Below are 26278 nucleotides of genomic sequence, written 5' to 3'. Positions count from 1 at the left end.
CGTCACGAGCCCCCCGAGGACGTCTGCCGTGTCGTTCCCCCTGTCTCCGCGCGCCCGTTCGGGGCCGCGCAGAAGGAGTCTGCTCGCCGCCGCCCCGGCGGCCCTGCTGGTGGCGGGCTGTTCCGCCGGGTCCGACGATCCGGGCGGTCCCGCGGCCGCGCGGCCCTCGGCCGCCGAGCGGACCCGGGCGCGCGCGGCCCGGGACAGCCGGGCGCTGGCCGCGCGGTACGACGCGGTCGCCGCCGCGCATCCGAAGCTGGCGGAGCGTCTGCGTCCGCTGCGGGCGGACGTGGTGCGGCACGCGGAGGCGTTCGAGGCGGGCGCGGACGGCTCGGCGTCGCCCGCGCCGTCCGCCTCCGCCTCGTCCGCCTCTTCCGCTCCCGCGGCTCCTTCGGCCGGGGCGACCGCGGCGGCCGCGCCGTCGTCGGCCCCGCCGGCTCCCGCCTCGCCCGCGGTGCCCGCGAACGAGAAGGACGCGCTCGCCCAACTGGCGGCCGCTGAGCGGGAGATCGCCGACCGCCGGGCCGAGGAGCTGGTGACCGCGCCGGCCGAGCTGGCCCGGCTGCTGGCGTCGGTGTCCGCGTCCGGCGCCGCGCACGTGTACCTGCTGACGGAGGCCCGACGGTGAGTGACGCGCAGGACGAGGTGCTGCGGGCGCTGCAGGCGGCGCTCGCCGCGGAGCACGCGGCGGTGTACGGCTACGGCGTGGTCGGCGGCCGGATCGGCGAGCAGCGGCGCACGGAGGCGCGCACGGCGTACGACGCGCACCGGGCGCGCAGGGACGCGCTGGTGCGGGACGTGAAGGACGCCGGCGGTACGCCGGTGGCCGCGGCGGCCGGGTACGCGCTGCCGTTCCCGGTGCCGGACGCGGCCGCGGCGGTACGGCTGGCGGCGGAGCTGGAGATGCGGGTGGCGGGCGTCTACGCCGACGTGGTGCGGTCGAGCGGCGGCGAACGACGCAGGTCGGCGGCCGAGGCGATGCGTGAGGCGGCGGTGCGGTCGGTGCGCTGGAGCGGGGAGAGCGTAGCCTTCCCTGGGCTCGCCGAGCGGAGTGGAACGGCTGCGGGCGGCCCGGCGCCGGCGCCGTGACATGACGGAGGGCTCCGGCACCGTGTGACAGCAGGGAAGGAACGACTCGCGCATGGCATTCGAACCGCCGCGGCGTCTGGTGAGGGCGCTCGGTGAGACGGCGCCCGAGGGTGACGACTGGCTGGAGAAGCTGCCCGCGCTGGCGCGTGAGGCCGTGGACCGGCGCGAGTTGACGGTGGAGCGGGTGCAGTTGCCGGGCGGGCGCAGCAGCCTGGTGGTGCTCGTCCGCACGGTCCACGGCACACCCGCCGTGCTGAAGCTGGCGCCGCCCCGTGCGCGCCCGGAGAGCGAGCGCGTGGCGCTGGCCCACTGGGGCGGGCTGGGTGCGGTGCAGTTGCTGGAGCCGGTGTCCGAGGGCACCGAGGGGGTGCTGCTGCTCGAGCGGCTCCACCCGGACGTCTCGGTGCGGACGCTCCCTGAGGCGAAGGCGCTGCTGGAGGCGGCGGGCACCCTGCGCAGGCTGTGGGTCGATCCGCCGGAGGACCACGTGTTCGAGACCGTGGCCGAGCGCACCGGACGGCAGGCCAAGGCGATGCGGGCCGGGGCGGACGCGGCTCCCGACGTGGCCCCGCTGGTGGACGCGGCGCTGTCGGCCCGCGAGGAGTTGCTGGACTCGCCGCCCGAACACCGGCTGCTGCACGGCACGTTCCGGCAGAGCAAGGTGCTCTCCGGGGACCGGATGCCGTGGCTCGCGGTGGGTCCCGACCCGGTGGTCGGCGAGCACGCCTTCGATCTGGCGCGGCTGGTCCGCGACCGGGTGGAGGACCTGATCGCCCAGCCGTCGGGCGCGACGACGACCCGCCGCCGCGTGCGGCGCCTCGCGGAGTCGCTTGAGGTCGACCGGGAACGCCTTCGGGGCTGGACCCTGTTCCGAGCGGTCGAGTCGGGCGTCCGCGCGCGGCGGGTGGGTCGCGAACGGGACGCGGAACTCCTGCTGGAGTTCGCGACCTGGCTGTAGGTGGCCCTCCAGGGGCGCGGGGAACTGCGCGCCCGGCCCACGACGGCCCACGGTTGCCCACGACGTCGGGTGCAGGGCCCCTCCAGGGGCGCGGGGAACTGCGCGACCCGCACACGACGGCCCGCGGCCGACACTCAACGTGAGAACCCGGCGCCGGCCGCTGCGGTCGGCCGGGCCTGGCGCCGTGACGAAAGTGCCGCGCCGCGGGGGTGCCGCCGCGCCCACCCGTGCCGCCCCAAGCGGCACGACTGCCCGCAGCGGCAGCGGGTGGGAGCGCCCCACACGACTGCCCGCAGCGGCGACGGGTGGGGAAGCCCCACACGACTGCCCGCGGCGACGGGTGGGAGCGCCCCGTCAGGGGCGCGGGGAACTGCGCGACCGGCCCTCCGCGGCCCGCAGACGACGTTCGGCGCGCCCCCCTGCACGGGCAGGGGGGCGCTCGGGGTCCGGTCGGCGTGCCTCCCGAGCTTGCCGGCCGGAGTCTCTCGGCCGTGCCGTACCGGAGGTCAGGGGGTCCGCCCGGCCAGGCCCGCCTGTACCGCTCCCTCCATCGCCAGCAGCCGCACATGACGGCGGATCAGCGCGCCCTGGTCCACGGCGTCCGGCACGGGATGCGCGTCGACGGACTCCGCGCGGAACGGCACGTGCGCGAACAGCGCGAGGTCGGCGGGCGGTATGTGCCAGGACAGATGCCAGCCGCCGGCGATCAGGCACAGCCGGTGCGTCCCCTCGTGCTCCGGTCCGGTCAGCGGGGTGAGCACCGCGCTGGCGGGGTGCAGCGCCGCGAGCCAGGACAGCAGGTGGGCCCGTTCCCGTTCGGCGTCGCCCAGCCGGCGTTCGTAGGCGTCGGCGTGCTGCTGCCAGCGCGCCAGCCGCAGGCGGCTCACCGCCAGTTCGTGCTCCAGACGCAGCCGGTCCACGGATTCGGCCGCGGGGCGGCGAGGGCGCACCAGTCGGCTGAGCAGGCCCTCCCGCGCGTGCGTGGTCATCGGTCCCCTTCGTCCGGGGCCGGTTCCGACGACGGCTCCGTCACGGGGGTCAGCGGACCGGCGTACTCGGCCACGTGGGCCAGCGAGCACCGCTCCGGGCGGCCGTCGAGCGACATCAGCGGCATCCCGTCGTAGGCGCGCTGCCCCTGGAAGTACCAGGTCTCGCCGTGCACGTCGCGGTACGGCAGGGCCAGGTCGTACGCCGCTCCGCCGAGCAGGAAGGGGCGCATGAGCCCGGCCGGCCCGGGCGGCCGCGGGCCGTCGGGGTCCGGCTCGTCCGCCTCGTCGGTGCCGGCCGGGTCGAGCGGGTCGACCGCCGGGTGGGGGTTTGCGGCCTCCGGGGTCCCCTCCGCCCCGGGGTCCGCCCCCCTGGCGTGTGTCTGCTCGGGCTCACCGTCCGGGCCGGACGGCAGCGGCTGGACCGCGGCGGTGACGCGCACCCCGTCCCGGCTGCCCTCCCCCGCCAGGATGTGCGGCGCGGTGCACTCGGCGGTGGCGGTGATGCCGAAGTACGCGCACCAGCCCGGCCAGCGGGCGTACGGCGGTTCGAGGCGGAGCAGGACGTGCACGGTGTCGCCGTTGGCCCGCACGGTGCGGACGTCCGGGTGGGTGCCGACCTCCCGCTCGATGGTCAGGGCGACGGACCGGGCGCGTGCGCGTGCCGTGTCCCAGGCGAGGGCCTGGCGTTCCAGCTCGGTCGGCGGGGGCGTCCCCGGCGGGTGCCCGGCGTCGGCGCCGGGCGGCACGGCGCCGTGCGGCGGGAGGAGGCTCGGGTGCGGCAGGGCGCCGGCCGGGAAGGCGAGCTCCTCGGCCGGCGAGGAGGAGGCGAGGTACAGGTCGCGGAGGCCGGGCACGGCCACGGTCACGCGGAGGACGGGAACGGCGTCCGGGTACTCGTTCACGCGTGCACCGCCCCCGCCGCCCAGCGCAGCCGGCACATGGCGCGGTGCGTCAGCGCCTTGACCGCGCCGACGGTGCGGCCCATGGTGTGCGCGGTCTGCTCGATGGACAGCCCGCCGAGAAACCGCAGTTCCACGCAGGCCCGTTGGGACGGGGCGAGGGCGCTCAGGGCGCGGTGCACCGTCTCGCGGGCGTCGACGGCGTCCAGGTCGCGCAGGACCAGAGTCTCCGGTTCCGGACCCGGCTGTCCGGGGTCGCCGAACTCGGCGACCAGCATCTCGCGCCGGTGGCGGCTGCGGCCCAGCTCGTCGAGGTGGATGTTGCGGGCGATGGTGGTCAGCCAGGCGGCGGGGTCGGTGCCGCGCCAGGTGAAGCCGGAGATGTTCCGCAGGGCGCGGGCGAAGACCTCCTGGGTCAGGTCCTCGGCCAGGTGCCGGTCCCGGGTGCGGGCCAGCAGATAGCCGTACACCGTGCCGCGGTACTCGCGGTAGAGAAAGGCGAACGCCTCCGGGTCCCCGGTGCGGGCCCGGGTCAGCCACGCCGGTTCCGAGGCGTTCGGGGCGGTTCTCTCCGCGGTGGATGAAGTGGTCGCTAAGGACACGTTCGGTGCTCCTCGGTAAGGGGTGGGCAGGGACGGGCGGGCCGCACGGCACGACCGCACGACGTCTGCGATCTTCATGTAGATGTAGATTTCGGGTGGGCGTCCGACGTGGACCGGCGGGCGGGGATGCGCGCACGCCGGAACGGGTCCGGCCGACGCGGCCGACCGTCGACGCTAGGGGTTCCGACTCCCGAAGGCGTCTACAGTCTTCATGTAGATGAAGATCGGGTCAAGGTTGGCGGGGCATATTCCGACCGATGGGTGAAAGGGCGCAGAGGGGGCGGACGGAGGATCGAAGGGCGGGGCAGGGTAGCGCGAGTGCCCCCGAACGCACCGGCGTGCACCACCTGATCCGGCCGTCGATCTGCAATCTACTTGCGCTTGTAGATGGGCATGACCGATGCTCGGACGCGTGACGAGCCGACAGACACTGCCTCCTTCGCCCGGGACCGCCGAGGGCGGTCCGGAGTCCCCGGGCGAGGATCTGGCGGCGCTGCTGGAGCGCCTCCTCGCACTTCCCCGGAGCGGTACGCAGAAGGACCTCGCGCGCGAGGCCGGCATCTCCTACCCGACGTTGAACGCCTGGATGAACCGCACGCGCGGCACGTCCCGTATCCCGCCCGAGAAGCTGCGGGCGATGGTCGAGGTGTTCCGGCGGTGGGGCGTGAGGACGACACCCAAGGAGTTCTTCGAGGCGGTCGGGCGTCCCGTACCGGGACCCAGCCGCGACGAGCGCGAGGCACGGCTGCTGAAGCTGTACCGGCAGCTCCCGGAGGCCCGGCAGCGTGCGCTGATCAAGGACGCGGAGGCCATGCTGCAGGTCAGCAGGATCACCTGAACCTCCCCGTGCGGCCGGAACCTCCCGACGCCCCACGAATGTCCCGAAAGCCCCACAGGTGCGCACCGGCATCGCTACGATCGGAAGCCGCTGGCCTCCCGAAGCGGAACACCGTGCCCTCGCGCACCCCTGGGGAGACAGTCATGTGCATTCGCGTTCACACGGCGGACGACCTGCCGGACATCGTGGTCTGGGACCCGGACGAGGTCAGCGTGCTGGTGGCGCGCGGCGCCCATCTGCTCGACGTGGTCCGCGAACTGCGCGCGCTCCTCACGATCGACCTCGGCGCCCCCGAGGGCACGGGCACGGCCCTCCTCTGTTTCTGCGGCGAACACGTCGACCTGCCGGCGAGCGTTCTGAGCCGCGCGCTGACGGCGGAGGCATGCTGAGAAGCGGCCCTCCGGCCCGCCGCTCTCGTCTCCGGGTCCCTCTGCGGGCGACCCCGGACCCACGGACGCCGCCCCGGCCGTCGCTACGGACTCCCCGGGCCCGGTGACGGCGCACCCACGCGCTGACCCGGCCCGCCCCTGCCCGCAGGCGGACGGCGCCAGGTGCTGCGGGCGACACCCCGCGCGGCCGACAACGCCGCCTGCACCGGGACGCCCCGGTCGCACCGGCGTCGCCGCGATCTGACCCCCCACATCGGCCCGCGGGCGACAACGACTCCAGGTCCCCACCACCCCAGGGCGCCCGGCCCCGCCAGTCCTGCGGACGGCACACCGCGCGGCCGACACGGCCTCCTCGCTGCGGAACGACGCCCTCGACCGGGGACGGCCCCTCGCCCTGACCCGGCCGCCCCGGCGCACGCGGCAACGACGCGAGGCCCGGCCGCCTGGCCCCGCCGAGGGCTGCGGACCGACCGCACGCGGTCGACGGCGCCGCCCACCGCCGAACGCCCCGGCCCGCGACCGGCGTCGGACAGCCTGACGCGGCCACCGCGGTCCCCAACCGGCGACGGCGTCGGATCGCCGCCGCCCGGCCCCGCGCCGCGCCGGACCTGCGGACGGCACCCCGCGCGTCGACAGCGCCGCCCACCGCGGAACGTCCCGGCCCGGCCGATACGGAAACGTGCGCCGTCGATCGCTGCCTGACGGAATGCGTCCGCGCCATGGGGACACCATCCGGACGTGCGTCATCCCGGCCTCGGACGATGGTGACGTCGGTGGCCGGGACGGAACCCGTGAGGGTCAGCGCGCCGTCGATCGCTGCCGGACGAAGGTGTCCGCGCCATGGGGACACCGTCCGGACGTGGGTCGTCCCGGCCGCGGACGGTGGTGACGTCGGTGGCCGGGACGGAAACGCTCGCCGTCGATCGCTGCCGGACGAAGGTGTCCGCGCCATGGGGACACCGTCCGGACGTGCGTCGTCCCGGCCGCGGACGGTGGTGACATCGGTGGCCGGGACGGAACCCGTGAGGGTCAGCGCGCCGTCAGGCGGGCGATGGCCTCGTCGACCGTGAGCTCCTCGCGTTCGCCCGTGCGGCGGTCCTTCAGTTCCAGGACGCGGTCGGCGGAGCGGCGGCCCGCGACCAGGATCTGCGGGACGCCGATCAGCTCGGAGTCGGTGAACTTCACGCCCGGGGAGACACCCGCACGGTCGTCGACCAGGACGCGGACGCCCGCGGCGGCGAGCTTCTCGGAGACCTCGAGCGCCAGCTCGGTCTGGAGCGCCTTGCCTGCGGCGACCACGTGGACGTCGGCCGGGGCGACCTCGGCGGGCCAGCACAGGCCCTTGTCGTCGGCGGTCTGCTCGGCGAGGGCGGCCACCGCGCGGGAGACACCGACGCCGTAGGAGCCCATGGTGACGCGGACGGGCTTGCCGTTCTGGCCGAGGACGTCGAGCTTGAGGGCGTCGGCGTACTTGCGGCCGAGCTGGAAGATGTGGCCGATCTCAATGGCGCGGTCCAGCTTCAGACCGGTGCCGCACTTGGGGCAGGGGTCGCCCTCCTCGACGACCACGACGTCCACGTACTCGTCGACCTCGAAGTCACGGCCGGCGACGACGTTCTTCGCGTGGGTGTCGGCCTTGTTGGCGCCGGTGATCCAGGCGGTGCCGGGGGCGACGCGCGGGTCGGCGACGTACTTCACCTTGCCCAGGCCCTGCGGGCCGACGTAGCCGCGCACCAGGTCGGGGCGGGCGATGAAGTCGGCCTCGGTGACCATCTCGACCTCGGCCGGGGCGAAGTGCGCCTCGACCTTGCCCAGATCGACCTCGCGGTCACCGGGCACGCCCACGGCGACGATCTCGCCGTCGACCTTGACCAGCAGGTTCTTCAGCGTGGCCGAGGCGGGGACGCCGAGCTGCGCGGCGAGGGTCTCGATGGTGGGGGTGTCGGGCGTGGGGATGTCCTCGGCGGCGGGCACCCCGGCGGCGTCCACCGGCTTCAACTCGTACGAGACGGCCTCGGTGTTCGCGGCGAAGTCGCAGTGGGGGCAGTCGGCGAAGGTGTCCTCGCCGGCCTCGGCGGGCGCGAGGAACTCCTCGGACTTGGAGCCGCCCATGGCGCCGGCGGTCGCCGCGCAGATCCGGTAGTCGAGGCCGAGGCGCTCGAAGATCCGCCGGTAGGCCTGGCGGTGCAGGTCGTACGACTGGGCCAGGCCGTCGTCGTCCAGGTCGAAGGAGTACGAGTCCTTCATCAGGAACTCGCGGCCGCGCAGGATGCCGGCGCGGGGGCGGGCCTCGTCACGGAACTTCGTCTGGATCTGGTAGAGGATGACCGGCAGGTCCTTGTAGGAGGACGCCTGGTCCTTCACCATCAGCGTGAAGATCTCCTCGTGGGTGGGTCCGAGGAGGTAGTCGCCGCCCTTGCGGTCCTGGAGGCGGAACAGCTCGGCACCGTACTCGTCCCAGCGGCCGGTGGCGTCGTAGGGCTCGCGCGGCAGGAGGGCGGGGAGCAGCACTTCCTGGGCGCCGATGGCGTCCATCTCCTCGCGCACGATCCGCTCGACGTTGGCGAGCACCTTCTTGCCGAGGGGCAGCCACGTCCAGATGCCTGCGGCGGTGCGGCGGACGTAGCCCGCGCGGACCAGCAGCTTGTGGCTGAGGACCTCGGCGTCGGCCGGGTCGTCGCGCAGCGTCTTCGCCATCAACTGGGACATGCGCTGGACCGGTGCGTTCGCCATGGTTCTCGTACTCCTGCTGCGTCTAGGTGATGAGGGCGAGGTTAGCCGGGTGGGACGGGACGGCGGAAATCGGTTACGCGCGCGGGAGCGGCAGCGGGGCGCCCATGACGGCGTACGGGGTGGGGGCGCTCGGGAAGTGGACCTGCCGGGCGAGGTCCTCGTAGCCCAGCGAGCGGTACAGGTGGCGGGCGGGGCTCTCGACGTCCAGTGCGGACAGCAGCGACCGCTGCTGGTCGGCGCCGTCGGTGATCGTGGTGATCAGGGCGCGGCCGATGCCGTGCTTCTGGTGCCGGGGGTGGACGTGCAGCTCGGTGATGACGAAGGAGTCGTCGAGCCAGTCGTCGTGACCGCCGGCGCGCAGGTACGGCTCGACGACGGTGGACCACCAGTGGGAGCGGTCGTTCGGCATGCCGTAGACGAAGCCGACCAGGCGTCCCCCGACGGTGGCGCCGAAGGCCCGCGCACCGGGGAAGGTCATGTGGCGCAGCACGATCTGCCGGCGTACGGCCACCTCGTCGGGGCCGAGTCCGAACGCCACCGCCTGGACGGCCAGCGCCTCGTCGACGTGCCCGGGGAGGTCGAGGGGGCCGATCACGATGTCGTCGGGCTCGGGGCGGCCGTGACCGGGAAAGCGCAGCATGCCGGGGAGACTACAGGGACGCGCCCGTCAGAACAGCACGCTCATGAAGGCGCCGACCTCGCGGAAGCCCACCGTGGCGTACGTGCGGCGGGCGGGGGTGTTGAAGTCGTTGACGTAGAGGCTCACCACGGGGGCGACGTCGGCGAGGGCGTACCGCAGGACGGCGGCCATGCCGGGGGCGGCGACGCCGTTCCCCCGGTGTTCGGGGGCGACCCAGACGCCCTGGATCTGGCAGGCGCGGTCGGTGGCGGCGCCGATCTCCGCCTTGAAGATCACGTTGCCGTCGGCGTCGAAACGGGCGAAGGAGCGGCCGGAGCCGACCAGCTCGGCGACCCGGGCCTGGTAGAGCAGTCCCCCGTCGCCGGCCAGTGGGGAGACGCCGACCTCCTCGGTGAACATGGCCACGCACGCCGGCATGATCGTCTCGAGTTCGTCCTTGCGGACGCGGCGGACGTACGGGTCGGGCGCCACGGCGTCGGGCACGCGGTCGGTGACCAGCAGCGGCTGGCGGGCGCGGACCTCGCGGGCGGGACCCCACCGGGGTTCGAGCAGCTGCCAGAGGGCGGCGGTGGGCTCGGCCGGGCCGACGATGGAGGAGCAGCGGCGGCCGGCTCGGCGGGCGCGGTCGGCGAAGGCGCGGACGGCGCGGGGGGTGGCGCAGATGGGGACGAGGTTGGCGCCCGCGTAGCACATCGAGGTCAGGATGCCGTCCTCGTACCAGCCCCACATCTCGCCGCCGAGCCGCCACGGGTCGAGGCCGGCGATCTGCACGCGCGCGGCCACGAAGGCGTTCGCGACCGGGTCGCGGTCGAGTACGGCGAGTGCGGCGTCCAGGTCGCTCGGTTCGAGGACCCGGGAAGTGGTCTGCGTCAACACGTGCGGGGCCTCACACAAAAGGGTTCTGCCTGATTTCCGCACTGTACCCGCGGATGCCGGGGGCCGCCGCCCCCGGATCCCCGGGTGCTGCGAGGACCGGGTCAGCCGGCCACCGCTACCTGCAGCTCGCCGGAGGCCACACCGTCCTTCTCCATCTGCTCGGCGATCTTCATCGCCTCTTCGATCAGGGTCTCCACGATCTTCGACTCGGGCACGGTCTTGATGACCTCGCCCTTCACGAAGATCTGCCCCTTGCCGTTGCCCGAGGCCACACCCAGGTCCGCCTCACGCGCCTCACCCGGACCGTTCACGACGCAGCCCATGACCGCGACGCGCAGCGGCACGTCCATGCCGGTCAGACCCGCGGTGACCTCCTCGGCCAGCTTGTACACATCCACCTGCGCACGCCCGCACGACGGGCAGGACACGATCTCCAGACCGCGCTGGCGCAGATTCAGCGACTCCAGGATCTGGATGCCGACCTTGATCTCCTCCACCGGCGGCGCCGAGAGGGACACACGGATGGTGTCGCCGATGCCCTGCGACAGCAGCGCGCCGAACGCGACGGCCGACTTGATCGTGCCCTGGAACGCCGGACCCGCCTCGGTGACACCCAGATGCAGGGGGTAGTCGCACTGCTCGGCGAGCTGACGGTAGGCCTCGACCATCACCACCGGGTCGTTGTGCTTCACCGAGATCTTGATGTCGCGGAAGTCGTGCTCCTCGAACAGCGACGCCTCCCACAGCGCCGACTCCGCCAGCGCCTCGGGGGTGGCCTTGCCGTACTTCTGCAGCAGCCGCCTGTCCAGCGAGCCCGCGTTCACCCCGATACGGATCGGCGTGCCGTGGTCCTTCGCCGCCTTCGCGATCTCCTTGACCTGGTCGTCGAACTTCTTGATGTTGCCCGGGTTCACCCGCACCGCCGCACAGCCCGCCTCGATCGCGGCGAACACGTACTTCGGCTGGAAGTGGATGTCGGCGATCACCGGGATCTGCGACTTCCTCGCGATCACCGGCAGCGCGTCCGCGTCGTCCTGCGTCGGGCAGGCCACCCGCACGATCTGGCAGCCCGACGCGGTCAGCTCCGCGATCTGCTGGAGCGTCGCGCCGATGTCGGACGTGCGCGTCGTCGTCATCGACTGCACCGACACCGGGGCGTCCCCGCCCACCGCCACGGAGCCGACCTGGATCTGCCGGCTCTTCCGGCGCACGGCGAGCGTGGTCGGGACGGACGGCATGCCGAGAGAAATCGCAGTCATCTGCTGTGCAACCCCAAGTCGTGGATCAAGGTCCGGCTCCCCGTGAGCAGCGGGCTCCGGGCTCCGAGATTACGGCAATGGCCAAGGCTCGAGCACATCGCTCCCCTAAACCCACCCAAAGGGCGACGGCCCGGAACGCCAGGGTTCCGGGCCGTCGTGAACAACGGGTGTCGTGGTGCGGTCGGGTCAGGAGATGCGCACCGGGTTCACCACGTCCGCGATCAGGACGAGGATCGTGAAGCAGACGAAGATCCCCGCCACGACGTAGGCGACGGGCATCAGCTTCGCCACGTCGAAGGGTCCCGGGTCGGGGCGGCGCAGCAGCCTCGCGAGGTTGCGGCGCAGCGACTCCCACAGGGCGCCCGCGATGTGTCCGCCGTCGAGCGGCAGCAGCGGGAGCATGTTGAACAGGAACAGGGAGAGGTTGAAGCCCGCGAGCAGCATCACGAACATCGCGAGCTGCTGCGAGGCCGGGATGTCGAGGGTGGCGATCTCCCCGCCGACGCGGGCGGCGCCGACGACGCCCATCGGGGAGTCGGGTTCGCGCGGTCCGTCGCCGAAGGCCGCGTCCCACAGAGCGGGGACCTTCGACGGCAGCGCGGCCAGGGAGTCGATCGCGTCGCCGACCCTGTCGGTCATCCAGGACACGGACTCACCGAAGTCCTGCTTGACGACGCCGGTGGCGGCGCTGAAGCCGAGGAAGCCGGCCTTGACGTACTCACCCTCGACGTAGGTGCCGTTGCCGTCCTTCTTCGCGACCATGTTGGTGGCGATGGTGGCCTGCAGCGTCACCTCCTTGCCGTCGCGCTCGACGACGATCGGCACGCTCTTGCCCGCGCTGTCGCGGATGAGGTCGGACAGCGTGCCCCAGTCCTCGGTGCGGACCCCGTCGAAGGCGACGATCTTGTCCTTGGCCTTCATGCCGGCCGCGGCGGCGGGCGACTGCGGGTCGGACTTCTGGCAGTCGTCGCGCTTCTCGCTCTGCGAGATCACGCACTGGGAGACCGAGCTGACGGTCGTGGTCTGCTGCTGGATGCCGAAGCCCATCAGCACGATGAGGAACAGCACGACCGCGAGGATCAGGTTCATGAACGGGCCGGCGAACATGACGACGACCCGCCTCCACGGCTTGCGCGTGTAGAACAGGCGCTTCTCGTCGCCGGGCCGCAGTTCCTCGAAGGCGGCGGAGCGGGCGTCCTCGATCATGCCGCGCCACGGGGAGGTGGAGCGGGCCTCCAGCTTCCCGTCGGGTCCCGGCGGGAACATCCCGATCATGCGGATGTAGCCGCCGAACGGGATCGCCTTGACGCCGTACTCGGTCTCGCCCTTGTGCCGCGACCAGAGGGTCGGGCCGAAGCCGACCATGTACTGCGGTACGCGGATGCCGAACATCTTGGCCGTGGACAGGTGCCCCAGTTCGTGCCAGGCGATGGAGAACAGCAGGCCGGCCGCGAAGACGACTATGCCGAGGATGAACATCAGGGTCGTCATGCACGCGCCTCCGCGCTCGCCGTCCGGGCTGTCAGTTCGCGGGCCCGCGCGCGGGCCCAGGTCTCCGCTTCGAGGACGTCCGGCACGGTCAGTGAGGTTCCCGCGGCGGGCGTTCCGTGTTCCTCGACGACCCGGGTGACCGTGTCGATGATGCCGAGGAACGGCAGCGCGCCGGTGCGGAAGGCCTCGACGCACTCCTCGTTCGCGGCATTGAACACCGCGGGGGCGGTCCCCGCGAGTTCGCCGACGCGCCGGGCGAGGTTCACCGAAGGGAAGGCCTCGTTGTCGAGAGGGAAGAACTCCCAGGTGGACGCCTTGCTCCAGTCGAAGGCCGGGGCCGCGTCGGGGACCCGTTCGGGCCAGCCGAGGCCGATGGCGATGGGGCCCCGCATGTCGGGGGGCGTCGCCTGGGCCAGTGTCGATCCGTCCGTGAACTCAACCATCGAGTGGACATACGACTGGGGATGCACGACCACCTCAATGCGGTCGAAGGGAATGTCGTAGAGGAGGTGCGCCTCGATGACCTCCAGGCCCTTGTTGACGAGGGTCGCGGAGTTGATCGTGATGACCGGGCCCATGGCCCAGGTGGGGTGGGCGAGGGCGTCCTCGACGGTGACCGCCGCCAGTTCCTGCCGGGTGCGGCCGCGGAAGGGCCCGCCGGAGGCGGTGACGACCAGCTTGCGGACGTCGGCGCGGGTGCCGGCGGCCAGCGCCTGGAACAGCGCGGCGTGCTCGGAGTCCACCGGGATGATCTGACCGGGCTTGGCCAGCGCCTTCACCAGCGGGCCGCCCACGATGAGCGACTCCTTGTTGGCGAGGGCGAGGGTGCGGCCCGCCTCCAGGGCGGCGAGGGTCGGGGCGAGCCCGATGGAGCCGGTGATGCCGTTCAGGACGGTGTGGCAGTCGGAGGCGGCGACCTGGGTGGCCGCGTCGGGCCCGGCGAGGATCTCCGGCAGCGGCTCCCCCGCGCCGTACCGCGCGGTGAGCGCCTCGCGCAGCTCCCGCACCACGTCCTCGCGGGCGACGGCGACCGTGCGCACCCGCAGGCGGTGCGCCTGCTCGGCGAGGAGGGCGACCCGGCCGCCGTTGGCGGACAGGGCGGTGACCCGGAAGCGGCCGGGGTTGCGCAGCACGAGGTCGATGGCCTGGGTGCCGATCGACCCGGTGGAGCCGAGGATCACCACGTCCTTGGGGCCGTCTCCCGCGACGGGGTCGTACACCAGGTGCGGGTCGGCGAGGGGGGCTGGAGCGTCGGTCATGGGCCCCATTGTGTCCGGTCGCGGCGGCCGTCGGGCCCCCGCCCCGGTACCCCGGGGGCGTGTCCGTGGTACGCGGGGAGCGGGGGGAGGGGACGCGCGCCGTGGGCGGCCCCTCCCCGGGCCGCTCAGCTGATCGGGCGGCGGACGTTCTCCCGGGCGGACGGGCCGGGGGCGGCGTCGGCGATCCAGGGACCCTCGCCGGAGGGGTCGATCACGCCGTCCTCCAGCCAGGTGTAGGAGCCGCCGAGGACGTTCTTCACGACCTTGCGGTCGAGGTCGTCGGTGTTGCTCCAGAGCCGGCCGAACAGTTCCTCGACGCGCAGCCGCGCCTGGCGGCAGAAGGCGTCGGCGAGCTGGTAGGCCTCACGGCCGTGGTCGCCGCGGCCGCGCAGCAGCTCCGCGCGGACGCAGGCGGCGCTCATGGCGAACAGTTCGGCGCCGATGTCGACGATCCGGCCGAGGAAGCCCTGCTTGGTCTCCATCCGTCCCTGCCAGCGGGACATGGCGTAGAAGGTGGAGCGGGCCAGCTTGCGGGAGGTGCGCTCCACGTAGCGCAGGTGCGGGGAGAGGTCGATGCCGTGTCTGAACTCGCCGTAGGTGCCCGGGAGCTGTCCGGGTCCGGCGACGAGCTTCGGCAGCCACCTGGCGTAGAAGGCGCCCGCGCTCGCGCCCGCCCGCGCCTTGTCGCCGAGGGTCTTGTCGGGGTCGATGAGGTCGCCGGCGACGGACAGGTGGGCGTCGACGGCCTCGCGCGCGATCAGCAGGTGCATGATCTCGGTGGAGCCCTCGAAGATGCGGTTGATGCGCAGGTCGCGCAGCATCTGCTCGGCGGGGACCGCGCGTTCGCCGCGGTCGCGCAGCGAGTCGGCGGTCTCGAAGCCGCGGCCGCCGCGGATCTGGACCAGTTCGTCGGCCATCAGCCAGGCCATCTCGGAGCCGTAGAGCTTGGCGAGGGCGGCCTCGATGCGGATGTCGTTGCGGTTCTCGTCGGCCATCTGCGAGGAGAGGTCGACGACGGCCTCCAGGGCGAAGGTGGTCGCCGCGATGAACGCGATCTTGGAGCCGACGGCCTCGTGCAGGGCGACCGGCTTGCCCCACTGCTCGCGCTCGGCGGACCACTCGCGGGCGATCTTCAGGCACCACTTGCCGGCGCCGACGCACATCGCGGGCAGGGAGAGCCGTCCGGTGTTGAGCGTGGTCAGGGCGATCTTCAGGCCTTGGCCCTCCTCGCCGATGCGGTGGGAGGCGGGGACGCGGACCCGGTGGAAGCGGGTGACGCCGTTCTCCAAACCGCGCAGGCCCATGAAGGCGTTGCGGTTCTCCACGGTGACGCCCTCGGAGTCCGCCTCCACGACGAAGGCGGTGATGCCGCCCCGGTGGCCCTCGGACTTCGGGACGCGGGCCATGACGACGAGCAGGTCGGCGACCACGCCGTTGGTGGTCCACAGCTTCACGCCGTCCAGCACGTAGTGGTCGCCTTCCGGTACCGCCATGGTCGCGAGGCGGGCCGGGTCGGATCCGACGTCCGGCTCGGTGAGCAGGAAGGCGGAGATGTCGGTGCGGGCGCAGCGCGGCAGGAAGGTCTCCTTCTGCTCGCGCGTGCCGAAGATCTTCAGCGGCTGGGGCACGCCGATCGACTGGTGCGCCGAGAGGAGCGCGCCGATGGCGGGGCTGGCGGAGCCGACCAGGGCGAGGGCCTTGTTGTAGTACACCTGGGTGAGGCCGAGGCCGCCGTACTTGGTGTCGATCTTCATGCCGAGGGCGCCGAGCTCCTTGAGCCCGTTGATCACCTCGTCGGGGATGCGCGCCTCGCGCTCGATCAGGGCGCCGTCGACCCGCGTCTCGCAGAAGTCGCGCAGCTTGGCCAGGAACTCCTCGCCGCGCCGGACGTCCTCGTCGGCGGGGAGCGGGTGGGGGTGGATCAGGTCGAGCCGGAAGCGTCCGAGGAACAGTTCCTTGGCGAAGCTGGGCTTGCGCCAGTCCTGCTCCCTCGCCGCCTCGGCGACCTCCCGGGCCTCACGTTCGGTGACGGTCGGCCTGGACGGGGCCGCGGGTGTCTCGGGTACTGCGGACATGAGGCTCACCTCGCCGCGAATAGGATGGAGTCATTGCGGTACGGACCGGTGCTACTCGATCGTATGTACCCGATTCGTAGCGACCCCACCACCCTTCGTGCCGCCGTCCGGCCGATCCCCGCGCTGCGGCGACGATGGAGAACTCTCCTGTCGAAGCGCTTCGACTGCCTGGACATCACGACCCTGCGGGAGCTAGGGTCGGACGCGCATTCATAAGCTGTTTTACCGTTCTCGCGCACTGTCGAAGCGCTTCACATCCCTGGGAGATGCCGGATGGTCACCCTCGCCGAGGTCGCCCAGCACGCCGGAGTCTCGGCGAGCACGGTGAGCTACGTCCTCAGCGGCAAGCGGTCGATCTCCGCGACCACCCGGCAGCGGGTCGAGCGCTCCATCCGCGAGCTCGGCTACCACCCCAACGCGGGCGCCCGCGCCCTGGCCAGCAGCAGGTCCAACATCATCGCCCTGATGGTGCCGCTGCGGACCGACATGTACGTGCCGGTGATGATGGAGATCGCCATAGCGGTCGCCACCACCGCCCGCACCCACGGGTACGACGTGCTCCTGCTCACCGGCGAGGAGGGCCCGGACGCGGTCCGCCGGGTGGCCGGCAGCGGTCTCGCCGACGGCATGATCCTCATGGACGTCGAGCTGGACGACGAACGCCTGCCGCTGCTGCGCGAGTCCGCCCAGCCGGCCGTGCTGATCGGGCTGCCCGCCGACACCACCGGACTGACCTGCGTCGACCTCGACTTCAAAGCGACCGGCGCGCTCTGCGTGGAGCATCTGGCCGGGCTGGGCCACCGGGACGTCGCCGTCATCGGGGAGGCCCCCGCGGTCTACGAGCGGCACACCGGCTTCGCCGAGCGCACCCTGGACGGGCTGCGCTCCCGCGCCCGCGAGACCGGGCTGCGTCTGCTGCACCGCCCCTGCGAGGGCGGGTACGACGCGACGGCCGTGACGGTCGCCCGGATCCTCGACGAGCGCCCGGACACCACGGGCTTCGTGGTGCAGAACGAGGCGGCGGTGGAGCCGCTCCTCGCCCTGCTGCGGCAGCAGGGCCGGGCCGTGCCGGAGGACGTCTCGGTGGTCGCGGTCTGCCCGGAGCAGGTCGCCGTGCAGGCGTCGGTGCGGCTGACGTCGGTGTCCCTGCCCGCCCAGGAGATGGGCCGGCACGCCGTGGAGCAACTGGTCGCCAAGCTCGACGGACGCGGCGGCGACGAGGTCGTGCTGCTGCCGCCCGCGCTGACCGTCCGGGCGAGTTCGGGCCCCGCGCCGCTGCGCTGACCGGTCCTGTGCCGTCCGCACGGTACGGACGGCACAGGAGGTGAGCCTCAGCCGCCCGAGACGGTCAGGCTGTCGGTGCGGAAGTCGAGGCCGCCGGCGGACGAGGTGATCTCGTAGCCGAATTGCACGTCGCCGATGGTCTCGTCGCCCATCCAGCCCTTGGTGTCCTTGATCCACTTCAGGACGGGGAGGATGTTCACTGTGCCGGACGTCGAGTCCGAGGTGCGCAGGAACGAGAAGACCTCGTTGGCGCCGTTGCTCCCCTTGTACACGTTCCAGGTGTGCCCGCCGAGACTCACCGTGCCCTGCGCGGTGCCGAGCGGACCGACCGCGCCGTGGTGGTTGACCCAGAGCATGATCTCGTAGTCGTGGTCCGTGTCCCAGATGTCGTACGAGGTGTTGTACGCGCCCGCGGACGGGACGGTGACCCGGTAGGTGCTGGTGAGCGAACTCAGCGAGGAGATCGGCTTGTTGATCACCTTCTTGCTGTTCGGGTAGGACTTGATGCCGCCGGTGTTCGGGTGGTCGGCCCAGACGCCCCAGTTGGTGCCGGAGTTGGCCCAGACGCACTGGGAGCCGGCGCCGGAGCCCCAGATGTTGTTGTAGAGGATGTAGCCGTCCAGGGTGGTGTTGCCCCACTGGTCGCAGGAGTTCCAGACGGCGGCGTGCGCGGGCGCGGAGGCCGGTCCGACCGTCGCGGCGAGGGCGAGGGCGAGAGCGGGGGCGATCAGTGCGCGGACGGTCCCGCGCAGGGTTTTCGGTGCCATGGTGTTCCTTCCATGGGTGGGGGGGATGTGCCTGGCCATCGCGTCGCCGGCGGCAGCGGGACGACGCGTTCCTCGCCGGCGACCAGGTCGAGCGGCTGGGCGCCGGCGGGGGTCCACAGGGCGATACGGGCGGTGCGGTCGGGCCGGAGCACGGCGGTGCCGCCGTCCGGCGTCCAGGTGAGGTCGAGTGCCGCGCCGAAGCGGGTGCGGATCCCGGTGAGCCGGCCGCTCGGGAGCGCAGGAAGCGGGGCGGGCAGCAGCACCAGCCGGTCCGGGGTGGACTGCGCGAGCGCCTCGATCAGCAGGGCGGGCAGGGTGTGCGCGGCGTCGGCGTTGTAGACGTTCCGGCGCGGATAGTGGGCGCTCATCAGGGAGTCGTGGAAGAAGTCGCCGTCGAGGACCCGGCCGAGCCCGTCGGCGACCCGCCTGCCGTCCCGGAGCCGGGCGGCGATCAGGGCGTGGTGCAGATGGCCGTGCGCGGAGCCGTTCTCGGGGCCGCGCAGTTGGAGGGCGCGGCGGGCCGCCTCGGCGAGCTCCGGGGTGTCGTACGGGGAGATCTCGTCCAGGGGCCAGACGCCGTAGAGGTGGCTGAGGTGACGGTGGTCGTAGGTGTCCTCGAGGCCGGGCCACGCCCATTCGGCGAGCGCTCCGTCGGCGTTGACCCGGTGCGGGGGCAGCCGGTCGGCGAGGGCGCGCAGGCGGTCCGCGCGGTCCGGGTGGTACGCGGCGGCGGTGTGCAGGGCGTGCCGGGCGGCGGACAGGTCCATGGCCGCGTTCAGCGCGCCCCAGCCGCCGTTCGCGGGTCGGTTCTCGGGCGAGTAGGAGGGGACGACGACCAGCCTGCCGTCCGGGCCGGTGCGGGTGAGGAAGTCCTCGTAGAAGTCGGCGACTTCGGCGAGCGCTGCGGCGGTGCGCGGGTCGCGGGCGCCGTAGGTCTCGTCGTGGTCGACGAGCGGCTTGAGCAGCCAGTCGGCACCCGCGGTCCACAGATGCAGGGGGTACTCGCGGCTGAAGTGGTAGCTGTGCCCGGACGCGCCGTCGGTGTGCGCGGGCGCGACCACGCCCCGGGCGCCGAAGACCGCGCGGGCGTTGTCCCGCCAGTGGGGCAACTGCCCCTGGATCAGGATCGCCAGGGCCTCGGTGACCTCCGGGAGGGCGGCCGCGGCGGCGGACGCGGTCTGGAGGTTGAGGTTGGCGTCCAGGGTGAAGGCGCCCGACCAGGCGGTGTCCCAGTCGCCGGTCCACAGTCCGGTGAGCCGGGGCGGGAGCGTCCCGCTGGACGACAAAAGGTGGTAGCGGCCGGCCGCGAACAGCCGCTCCAGCAGGGCGGTGCTGCGCGGCCGGGCGAGCAACGCCGAGCCGGGCAGGGCCCGTTCGGCGGGATCGGCGTCGAGATCCAGGGTGACCCGCTCGTACGCGGTGCGGTGCAGGGCGAGATGCCGGCCGAGGAGCGTGTCGTACGCCGGCTCGTCCGTGGTGAGCAGGTCGCGCAGGACGCGGCCCTCGGCGGCCACGTCCGCCTCGCCGGTGTGCCGCAGTATCCGGGTGAGCAGCAGGACCGAGCGCGCTCCGGTGATCCGCACCCCGGGCGGGGCGAGTTCGGTGCGTCCGCCGGTGACGGCGGCCACGGTCACCCCGGTGTACGCCAGGTCGCTGCCGGGGTGGCGGACGCGCAGGCTGAGCAGGGCGCCCTCCGGGGTGAGGACGGCGCCGTGCCCGACGCGCAGGGTGGCGGGCGCGTTCGGCAGCCGGTGGTCCAGGGAGAGGCGGAGGGTGAGGTCGCGGCCGGTGACGTGCTGGACGATCACGTCATCGGCGCGGGAGACGAAGACGCGGCTGGTGCGGCCGTCGTGGCGGGCGGTGGCCTCCCCGGTGGCGAAGTCGACCTCGCGGCGGTGACCGGTCAGGTCGGGGGCGCCTTCATGATGGCGCAGGCGGATCCGGAAGGCGGGGTGGAAGGGCCGCACCCACTGGAGCGGGCGTCCGTCGGTGAAGTCCTCGGCGGCGGTGAGGTCGCCGGACAGCAGCCGGTCCTGGACGTCGGTGAGCCGGTCGGCCAGCAGGGGCGGCAGCCGGTGCCGGCCGCCCGCGTCGTCGTTCGGGCGGACGAGGGTGTGGTGGGTGACGACGGTCCGGTCGTCGTCCGGGTCGCCGAGGACGAGGGCGCCGTGCCGGCCGTTGCCGCACAGGAAGGCGTCCTCCCAGCGGGCGGCCGGCCGGGGCTCCCAGGTGCCGTGCACGGGTCCGCCGGTCATGGCGCCAGCACCGCCACGCCGTAGCGGCCGAGGGTGACCCGGCCGGTGACGGTGGCGCCGGTCAGCAGGTCGCGGTGGGTGCCGGGGACGTCCACGGCGACCTCGCCCCTGCCGTGGTGCAGCAGGAACAGCAGCCCGCCCCGGCGCACCGCCTCCACCGCGTCCGGGAGCCCTTCCAGCACGGGCCGCACACCCGCCCCGTCGGCGACACGGGTGAGCAGGTCCCGCAGGGCATCCGGTCCGGGGAGGGTGGAGACGTACCAGGCGCGGCCCTTGCGCAGCACGGCGGGCAGTCCCTCCAGTTCGCCGCCCCGGTACACGAGGGTCTCGTCGGCGGTGCCGTCGGGCTCCAGCTCCTCCGACCACAGGGTGCCGCGCAGGCCGCCGTCCGCCTCCACGGTCGCGCCGGGCTCCAGCGGCCACCACTCGTGCAGGGTGCGGATGCCGAAGAGGGCGCGCAGCCGCTCGTCCATGCCGCCCGGCCGCACCCGGTCGTCCTCGTCCACGACGCCGGTGCCGAAACCGCAGACCAGGGTGCCGCCGCCGCGCACGTAGGCCACGAGGTTGTCGGCGGCGGGGTCGGTGAGGAGGTGCAGCCGCGGGACGACGACCATGCGGTATCCGGTGAGATCGTGCTCGGGGTGGGCGACGTCCGTGGTGAGGTGGGCCCGCCACAGGGCGCGGTGCCAGGCGCCGAGGATCTCGGCGTGGCCCGCCTCCCGGGACGGGTGGCCCTCCTGGTCGCTCGCCCACCAGGCGTGCCAGTCGTGCAGCACGGCGACCTCGGCGGTGACGGCGCGGCCGACGACGTGCGGGGCGATCCGCGCCAGGTCCGCGCCGAGCCGGCGTATCTCCTGGTGGGCGCGCCCTTCGGGACCGGCGTGGCCGAGCATCCCGGAGTGGTACTTCTCGGCGCCCTGCCGGGACTGCCGCCACTGGAAGTAGCAGACGGCGTCCGCGCCGCGCGCGACGGCCTGGAGCGACCAGAGGCGGTTGAGGCCACGCGGCTTGGGGCGGTTCACCGGACGCCAGTTGACCGCGCCGGCGGCCTGTTCCATGAGCATCCACGGGCCGCGCGCCTGCGAGCGGGTCATGTCCTGCACGAGCGCGCCGTGCTGCGCGCCGGACGGGTCGTCCGGGTCGGGGTAGAGGTCGACGGAGACGACGTCCTCCTCCTCGGCCCAGCGCCAGGCGTCCTGCCCGGACCACAGCGGCATGACGTTGGTGGTGACCGGGAGGTGCGGGGTGTGCCGGCGGACGATGTCGCGCTCGGCGGTGAAGCACTCCAGGAGCATGTCGGAGGTGAAGCGCCGGAAGTCCAGGACCTGCGCGGGGTTCTTCAGGTAGTGGGTGCGCCGGGGCGGCAGCACCTCCTCCCAGTCGCCGTAGGTCTGGCTCCAGAAGGCGGTGCCCCAGGCGGTGTTGAGGGCTTCGAGGCTGCCGTACCGGTGGCGCAGCCAGGTGCGGAAGCGGGCGGCGGCCTCGTCGCCGTGGTCGTAGGTGCAGTACTCGTTGTTGATGTGCCAGAGGGTGAGCGCGGGGTGGGCTGCGTAGCGGGCGGCGAGGTCCTCGGTGATCGCGGCGGCGAGGCGCCGGTAGGTGGCGCTGGAGTGGGAGAAGTGCTGGCGCCCGCCCCACAGTTCGGTGTGGCCGTCGGCGTCGACCGGCAGTGTGTCGGGGTGCAGCCGGCCCGTCCACGGCGGCGGTGACGCGGTGGGGGTGGCGAGGACGACGCCGATGCCGTTCCCGTGCGCCAGGTCCATCAGCCGGTCCAGCCAGCCGAAGTCCCGCTCGCCCGGCCGGGGTTCGATGCGGGACCAGGAGAAGACGCCGAGGGTGACCGAGTTGACGCCCGCCTCACGCATCAGGCGGACGTCCTCCTCCCAGGTCTCCTCGGGCCACTGCTCGGGGTTCCAGTCGCCGCCGTAGAGGATGCGGCCGCGGGTGACGTCGTCCAGGCGGGGCATCAGTCGGCCCCGTGGGGTCGGGCGCCGGACCGGTGGAAGGAGGGCACGGACATGGCAGGTCCTCGGGCAAGGGGTGGACGGGGAGGACGCGAGCGCGGGTGCGGGACGCCCGAAGGCGCCCCGCGCGGGGGTCACCCCTTGACCGCGCCGGTGAGCATCCCCTTCTTGAAGTGCTTCTGGACGAAGGGCGAGAGCACGGCCACCGGCAGCAGGGCCAGCACCATCACGGCCATCTGGATGGCCAGCGGCGACAGCTGCCCGGTGTTGATCTGTGCGGACAGCCCGACGGGGCGTTCCTGTTTCTGCACCAGCTGGATCATGACGTTCTGCAGCGGCATCATGTCCTGGTCGGTGAGGTAGATGGAGGCGTTGAACCAGGCGCTCCAGTAGCCCACCGCGTAGAACAGGGAGATCACCGCGACGACCGCGCGGGACAGGGGCATCACGATGCGGAACAGGATGCGCCACTCCCCCGCCCCGTCGATGCGGGCGCTGTCGACGAGTTCCTGCGAGATGTTCATGAAGAACGCGCGCAGCACCAGGATGTTGAAGACGCTCACGGCGCTCGGCAGGATCAGCGCCAGATAGGTGTCGGTCAGCCCGAGCGCCTGCACCAGCAGGTAGGTCGGGATGAGGCCGGCGCCGAAGAACATGGTGGCGAGCAGGGACATCAGGATCCAGCGGTGTCCCAGGGAACCGCTGCGGGAGAGGCCGTAGGCGCACAGCACCGACACGGCCATGCTGAACAGCGTGCCGACGACGGTGACGCCGACGCTGACCAGGGCGGCGCGCTGCACCTGTCCGCCGCCGAGGAGTTCCTGGTAGGCGACGAAGGTGACGCCCTTGGGGATCACCACCAGGCCGCCCGCCTCGTCGATGGTCCGCTTGGTCTGCAGACTGGTGACGATCACGATCCACAGCGGGAAGAGGATGGCCAGGCAGGCGAGGCCGAGGGCGAGGCCCTTGCCGGCCTGTCCGGCGGGGGACGGCTCCTCCTCCCACACCGGGCGGGGCGGCGCGGACCAGCGGCCGGGCTTCCTCACCCGGGTCTTCCCGGGGTCCGGGCGGGTGCCGAGGACGGCGGTCATTTCTTGTACACCCCCTGCTCGCCCATGAGGTGGGCCACCTTGTTGGCGGTGAGGACCAGGCCGAGGCCCACCACGCCCTTGACGAGTCCGGCCGCTGCGGCGTAGCTGAAGTCCTGGTTGCGGATGCCGTTCCACCACACGTAGGTGTCGAGGACCTCGGAGGCGTCGACGCCCACCGCCTGTCTTTGCAGCAGCAGTTGCTCGAAGCCGACGGTGAGGGCGTCGCCGACGCGCAGCACCAGCAGCAGGGCGATCACCGGACGCAGCGCGGGCAGGGTGACGTGCCACATGCGGCGCCAGCGGCCCGCGCCGTCCATGGCGGCGGCCTCGTACAGGTCGTTGGAGACGGAGGAGAGGGCGGCGAGGAAGACGATGATGCCCCAGCCGGCGTCCTTCCAGACGGTCTCGGCGGTCACCAGGTACTTGAAGATCTCCGGGTTCGTCATCAGGTCGAAGCCCTCGTAGCCGTGGCGGCGGAGGGTCTGCGCGATGATGCCGGCGCCGCCGAAGATCTGCATGAAGACGGTGACGACGAGCACCCAGGAGAAGAAGTGCGGGAGGTACATGATCGCCTGGGCGACCGCCCGCACCCGGGGCCGCACCACGCTGTTGATGAGCAGCGCGAGCAGGATCGGGATCGGGAAGTAGAGCACCAGCTGGAGGAAGAACAGCACGAACGTGTTCCGCACCGCGTGCCAGAAGGCGGAGTCGGCGAAGATCCGCTCGAACTGCTCGAAGCCGATCCACGGGCTCTCGAAGACGGCGACGAAGCCGTTCTCACTGAGATAGGGGTCGTAGTCCTGGAAGGCGACCACGTTGCCGAGGATCGGCACGTAGTTGAAGACCAGGACCAGCAGCAGGGCGGGCACGGTCATCAGGATCAGCGTCCGGTCACGCCGCCATCTGATCCGGAACGGAAGCCGTCCGGCCTTCTTCGCGCGGGGCCCGCGCCCGCCCTTCCCGGACGGGGCCGGGCCCTTGGCGGTCCCGGTCGTCCCGCCGTCGTCGTGCGGGGGTGTCTGCGCCTCGGTCGTCCCCCGGGGCACCGTGCTGTGCGACACGGCCGTCTCCTCGCCTCGCTCCGGGTCAGTCGGCCGAGCCGTTGTCGTCGAGCAGCTTGCGGTACCAGTCGCGCAGTCCGTCGCCGCCCCTGCCCCTCCAGTCGGACACGGCCTGCTGCACGTCGCTGATCTTCTTGCGGCCGCGCACCACGTCGTCCTCGAGCTGCTCGAAGTCGTCGGCGAGGTTGGACCAGCGGTTGGGTTCGGTGACGGTGAGCCCGAAGAAGGAGGACTTCTTGGTGAAGGCGCCCATGCGCTGCTGCCACTCGACCATCCCCCTGGTGACCTCGGGCAGGTCGGGGTAGGCGATGTACGGAGCGGGGTTGCCGGTGTAGTCGTAGGCGCCGTTGACCTCGTTGACGCCCTGCTGGGTCTTGACCGGCAGGCCCTTCTCGACCGTGTAGTCGGTGCCCTCGACGCCGTAGGCGGTGAGCATGAACTCCTTGGTGCCGTACGGCGCGGCGCAGAAGTTGCAGAGGGCGAGGAAGTCCTTGACCTGCTGCTCGGAGGCCTTCTTGGAGACGAAGGTGAAGATGTTGGCCGGCTGGACCGCCCACAGCGTGGGATCGCCGCCGTCGGGGCCGAAGTAGTCGAACGCCGCCATCTCGAAGTCGGCGTTCTGCGTGCGCTGTTCGGCGGTCTTGCCCCACCAGTCGGAGATGTTCTGGTTGTAGACCAGCACCTCGCCGGCGGTGAACCGGTTGCCCGCGTCGCCGCCGGCCTTCCCCTGCACCGCGTCGGGGTGGACCACTCCGGCGGCGTACAGCTTGCGGGTCCACTCCAGCGCCTCGAGGTACTGCTCGGTCTCGATGCGGTTGACCAGCTTGTCGCCCTCCAGGTTCCACCAGAGCGCCTTGTCGCCACCGGAGAGGACGCCGAAGACGTTGAACGCCGTCCACTTCATGTCGTCGCAGGCCCATAGCTTGGACTTGGCGTCGGTGGCCTCCTTCGCCCAGGCCAGGAACTCGGCCGGGCTGCCCGGGACGGCGTAGCCCTTCTTCGCGAACAGGTCCTTGCGGTACAGCGGCGCGATGTCGGTGACGTACGGGGCGGGCATCGGGATGCCGCGCAGCTGCCCGCCGAAGATGCCGCGCTGCCACGCCTCGGTGGGGACGGCGGCGAGGTTCGGGTAGTCCTTCACCTTGTCGCCGGAGAGGTAGGGGCCGAGGTCGGCGAACTTGGCGTTGACGGCGCTGGGGATGCGGCCCATCAGGTTCCACCCGGGGACGACCACCACGTCCGGGATCTCGCTGGAGGCGAGCACCGCGCCGAGTTTCTGGTCGTAGGTGACGCCGTCCTGGTTCTGCCAGGTGACGTCGACGCCGACGGCCTTGTTCATCGCCGTGTAGTAGGGGTTGTCGCCGTTCGGCGGAGTGCCCCAGAAGGGGGACATGACCGTCAGTTTCCCGCCGCTGCCCAGCGTCCTCGGCACGGAGGTCTTCAGCCGGTCCGTCGGGATCGCCCGGGTGAAGCCGGCCGCCGATCCGTTCTTCGCCGGGATGTCGGGGGTGACGACGCTCGACGCCACGAACGCCGGGAGGATCTTCGCCGCCTCCTTGCCCGAGGTGGTGCCCTCCTTGCGGCCCTCCTGGCCCCCGCCGCCGCAGGCGGCCAGCAGCGGCGACCCCACGGCGACCGCCGCGGTGGCGACCGCCGTGGAGGTGAGGAAGCTTCTCCGGCTCGGCCCGGAGGAGGAAGCGGCGTTCGGCGTCATTGCGTCAACCCTTCATGGCGCACCAGGACACCCGGCAGGTGGCCG

Annotated in this window: 22 protein-coding genes; 6 read left to right on the top strand and 16 right to left on the bottom strand. The window is 72.6% G+C overall.

Annotated features, from left to right (window positions below; translation table 11 throughout):
* Positions 1-28 precede the first annotated feature (28 nt).
* From MTR79_RS07760 to MTR79_RS07750, 3 genes are read left to right on the top strand one after another with little or no spacing between them, the layout of a single operon-like run.
* Complete coding sequence (locus MTR79_RS07760) at positions 29-628, top strand: hypothetical protein (RefSeq protein ID WP_048460756.1); 600 nt, start codon at positions 29-31, stop codon at positions 626-628.
* On the top strand, positions 625-1089 hold the full coding sequence (locus MTR79_RS07755; RefSeq protein ID WP_189366745.1) for a ferritin-like domain-containing protein: 465 nt from the start codon (positions 625-627) through the stop codon (positions 1087-1089). The genes MTR79_RS07760 and MTR79_RS07755 overlap by 4 nt, the downstream gene beginning before the upstream one ends.
* Positions 1090-1141: 52 nt before the next feature.
* Positions 1142-2047, top strand: coding sequence for an aminoglycoside phosphotransferase family protein (locus tag MTR79_RS07750; RefSeq protein ID WP_189366744.1), 906 nt, complete (start codon positions 1142-1144; stop codon positions 2045-2047).
* 506 nt (positions 2048-2553) lie between these two features.
* On the opposite strand, the gene MTR79_RS07745 is transcribed toward MTR79_RS07750, so the two are convergent.
* The 3 genes from MTR79_RS07745 to MTR79_RS07735 are packed head-to-tail and all read right to left on the bottom strand — an operon-like array spanning position 2554 to position 4537.
* Positions 2554-3036: a hypothetical protein gene (locus MTR79_RS07745; RefSeq protein ID WP_048460890.1), complete on the bottom strand. Its 483-nt coding sequence runs from the start codon at positions 3034-3036 to the stop codon at positions 2554-2556.
* Positions 3033-3938, bottom strand: coding sequence for a BN159_2729 family protein (locus tag MTR79_RS07740; RefSeq protein ID WP_244789609.1), 906 nt, complete (start codon positions 3936-3938; stop codon positions 3033-3035). The genes MTR79_RS07745 and MTR79_RS07740 overlap by 4 nt, the downstream gene beginning before the upstream one ends.
* A complete protein-coding gene (locus MTR79_RS07735) occupies positions 3935-4537 on the bottom strand; it encodes a sigma-70 family RNA polymerase sigma factor (RefSeq protein WP_244789608.1) in 603 nt (200 codons plus the stop codon). The genes MTR79_RS07740 and MTR79_RS07735 overlap by 4 nt, the downstream gene beginning before the upstream one ends.
* 412 nt (positions 4538-4949) lie before the next feature.
* Here MTR79_RS07735 and MTR79_RS07730 point away from each other — a divergent pair, with 412 nt between their 5' ends.
* Positions 4950-5375 carry a helix-turn-helix transcriptional regulator gene (locus MTR79_RS07730; RefSeq protein WP_234309987.1) on the top strand — a complete coding sequence of 142 codons (426 nt, stop codon included), beginning with the start codon at positions 4950-4952 and terminating at the stop codon, positions 5373-5375.
* Between the two features lie 143 nt (positions 5376-5518).
* A complete protein-coding gene (locus MTR79_RS07725; RefSeq protein WP_048460888.1) occupies positions 5519-5764 on the top strand; it encodes a hypothetical protein in 246 nt (81 codons plus the stop codon).
* 1029 nt (positions 5765-6793) lie between these two features.
* Here the strand turns inward: MTR79_RS07725 and MTR79_RS07720 are convergent.
* From MTR79_RS07720 to MTR79_RS07690, 7 genes are all read right to left on the bottom strand, one after another.
* Positions 6794-8497, bottom strand: a complete 1704-nt coding sequence (locus tag MTR79_RS07720) for a proline--tRNA ligase (protein ID WP_121719135.1) — start codon at positions 8495-8497, stop codon at positions 6794-6796.
* A gap of 73 nt (positions 8498-8570) precedes the next feature.
* The gene (locus MTR79_RS07715; RefSeq protein WP_086702661.1) at positions 8571-9137 is read right to left on the bottom strand and encodes a GNAT family N-acetyltransferase; all 567 of its coding nucleotides are present in this window, start codon (positions 9135-9137) and stop codon (positions 8571-8573) included.
* Between the two features lie 27 nt (positions 9138-9164).
* Positions 9165-10013 (bottom strand): GNAT family N-acetyltransferase, encoded by an 849-nt coding sequence (locus MTR79_RS07710; RefSeq protein WP_048460885.1) that lies wholly within the window; start codon positions 10011-10013, stop codon positions 9165-9167.
* A gap of 101 nt (positions 10014-10114) precedes the next feature.
* The gene (gene ispG / locus MTR79_RS07705) at positions 10115-11272 is read right to left on the bottom strand and encodes a flavodoxin-dependent (E)-4-hydroxy-3-methylbut-2-enyl-diphosphate synthase (RefSeq protein ID WP_244789607.1); all 1158 of its coding nucleotides are present in this window, start codon (positions 11270-11272) and stop codon (positions 10115-10117) included.
* 186 nt (positions 11273-11458) lie between these two features.
* Positions 11459-12751 carry a site-2 protease family protein gene (locus MTR79_RS07700; protein WP_175448951.1) on the bottom strand — a complete coding sequence of 431 codons (1293 nt, stop codon included), beginning with the start codon at positions 12749-12751 and terminating at the stop codon, positions 11459-11461.
* A gap of 8 nt (positions 12752-12759) precedes the next feature.
* A complete protein-coding gene (gene dxr, locus MTR79_RS07695; RefSeq protein WP_244789606.1) occupies positions 12760-14022 on the bottom strand; it encodes a 1-deoxy-D-xylulose-5-phosphate reductoisomerase in 1263 nt (420 codons plus the stop codon).
* A 125-nt stretch (positions 14023-14147) separates the two neighbouring features.
* On the bottom strand, positions 14148-16097 hold the full coding sequence (locus MTR79_RS07690) for an acyl-CoA dehydrogenase family protein (protein WP_048459284.1): 1950 nt from the start codon (positions 16095-16097) through the stop codon (positions 14148-14150).
* 273 nt (positions 16098-16370) lie between these two features.
* Here MTR79_RS07690 and MTR79_RS07685 point away from each other — a divergent pair, with 273 nt between their 5' ends.
* Positions 16371-17381, top strand: coding sequence for a LacI family DNA-binding transcriptional regulator (locus tag MTR79_RS07685; protein WP_102640393.1), 1011 nt, complete (start codon positions 16371-16373; stop codon positions 17379-17381).
* A 47-nt stretch (positions 17382-17428) separates the two neighbouring features.
* On the opposite strand, the gene MTR79_RS07680 is transcribed toward MTR79_RS07685, so the two are convergent.
* The 6 genes from MTR79_RS07680 to MTR79_RS07655 form a co-directional block, all read right to left on the bottom strand.
* Positions 17429-18148 carry a hypothetical protein gene (locus tag MTR79_RS07680; protein WP_244789605.1) on the bottom strand — a complete coding sequence of 240 codons (720 nt, stop codon included), beginning with the start codon at positions 18146-18148 and terminating at the stop codon, positions 17429-17431.
* The gene (locus MTR79_RS07675; protein ID WP_244789604.1) at positions 18109-20403 is read right to left on the bottom strand and encodes a glycoside hydrolase N-terminal domain-containing protein; all 2295 of its coding nucleotides are present in this window, start codon (positions 20401-20403) and stop codon (positions 18109-18111) included. The genes MTR79_RS07680 and MTR79_RS07675 overlap by 40 nt, the downstream gene beginning before the upstream one ends.
* Positions 20400-22370, bottom strand: coding sequence for a beta-galactosidase (locus MTR79_RS07670; RefSeq protein WP_244789603.1), 1971 nt, complete (start codon positions 22368-22370; stop codon positions 20400-20402). Before MTR79_RS07670 ends, MTR79_RS07675 begins: the two co-directional genes overlap by 4 nt.
* Before the next feature lie 131 nt (positions 22371-22501).
* Positions 22502-23458: a carbohydrate ABC transporter permease gene (locus tag MTR79_RS07665; protein ID WP_086702216.1), complete on the bottom strand. Its 957-nt coding sequence runs from the start codon at positions 23456-23458 to the stop codon at positions 22502-22504.
* A complete protein-coding gene (locus MTR79_RS07660; protein ID WP_086702214.1) occupies positions 23455-24519 on the bottom strand; it encodes an ABC transporter permease subunit in 1065 nt (354 codons plus the stop codon). Before MTR79_RS07660 ends, MTR79_RS07665 begins: the two co-directional genes overlap by 4 nt.
* Before the next feature lie 25 nt (positions 24520-24544).
* Positions 24545-26233, bottom strand: coding sequence for an extracellular solute-binding protein (locus tag MTR79_RS07655; protein ID WP_086702213.1), 1689 nt, complete (start codon positions 26231-26233; stop codon positions 24545-24547).
* Positions 26234-26278: the final 45 nt, after the last annotated feature.

Source organism: Streptomyces sp. BJ20 (genome assembly GCF_022869105.1).
Classification (GTDB): Bacteria; Actinomycetota; Actinomycetes; order Streptomycetales; family Streptomycetaceae; genus Streptomyces; species Streptomyces griseoincarnatus.
This window is presented reverse-complemented; position numbering and strand designations above follow the sequence as displayed.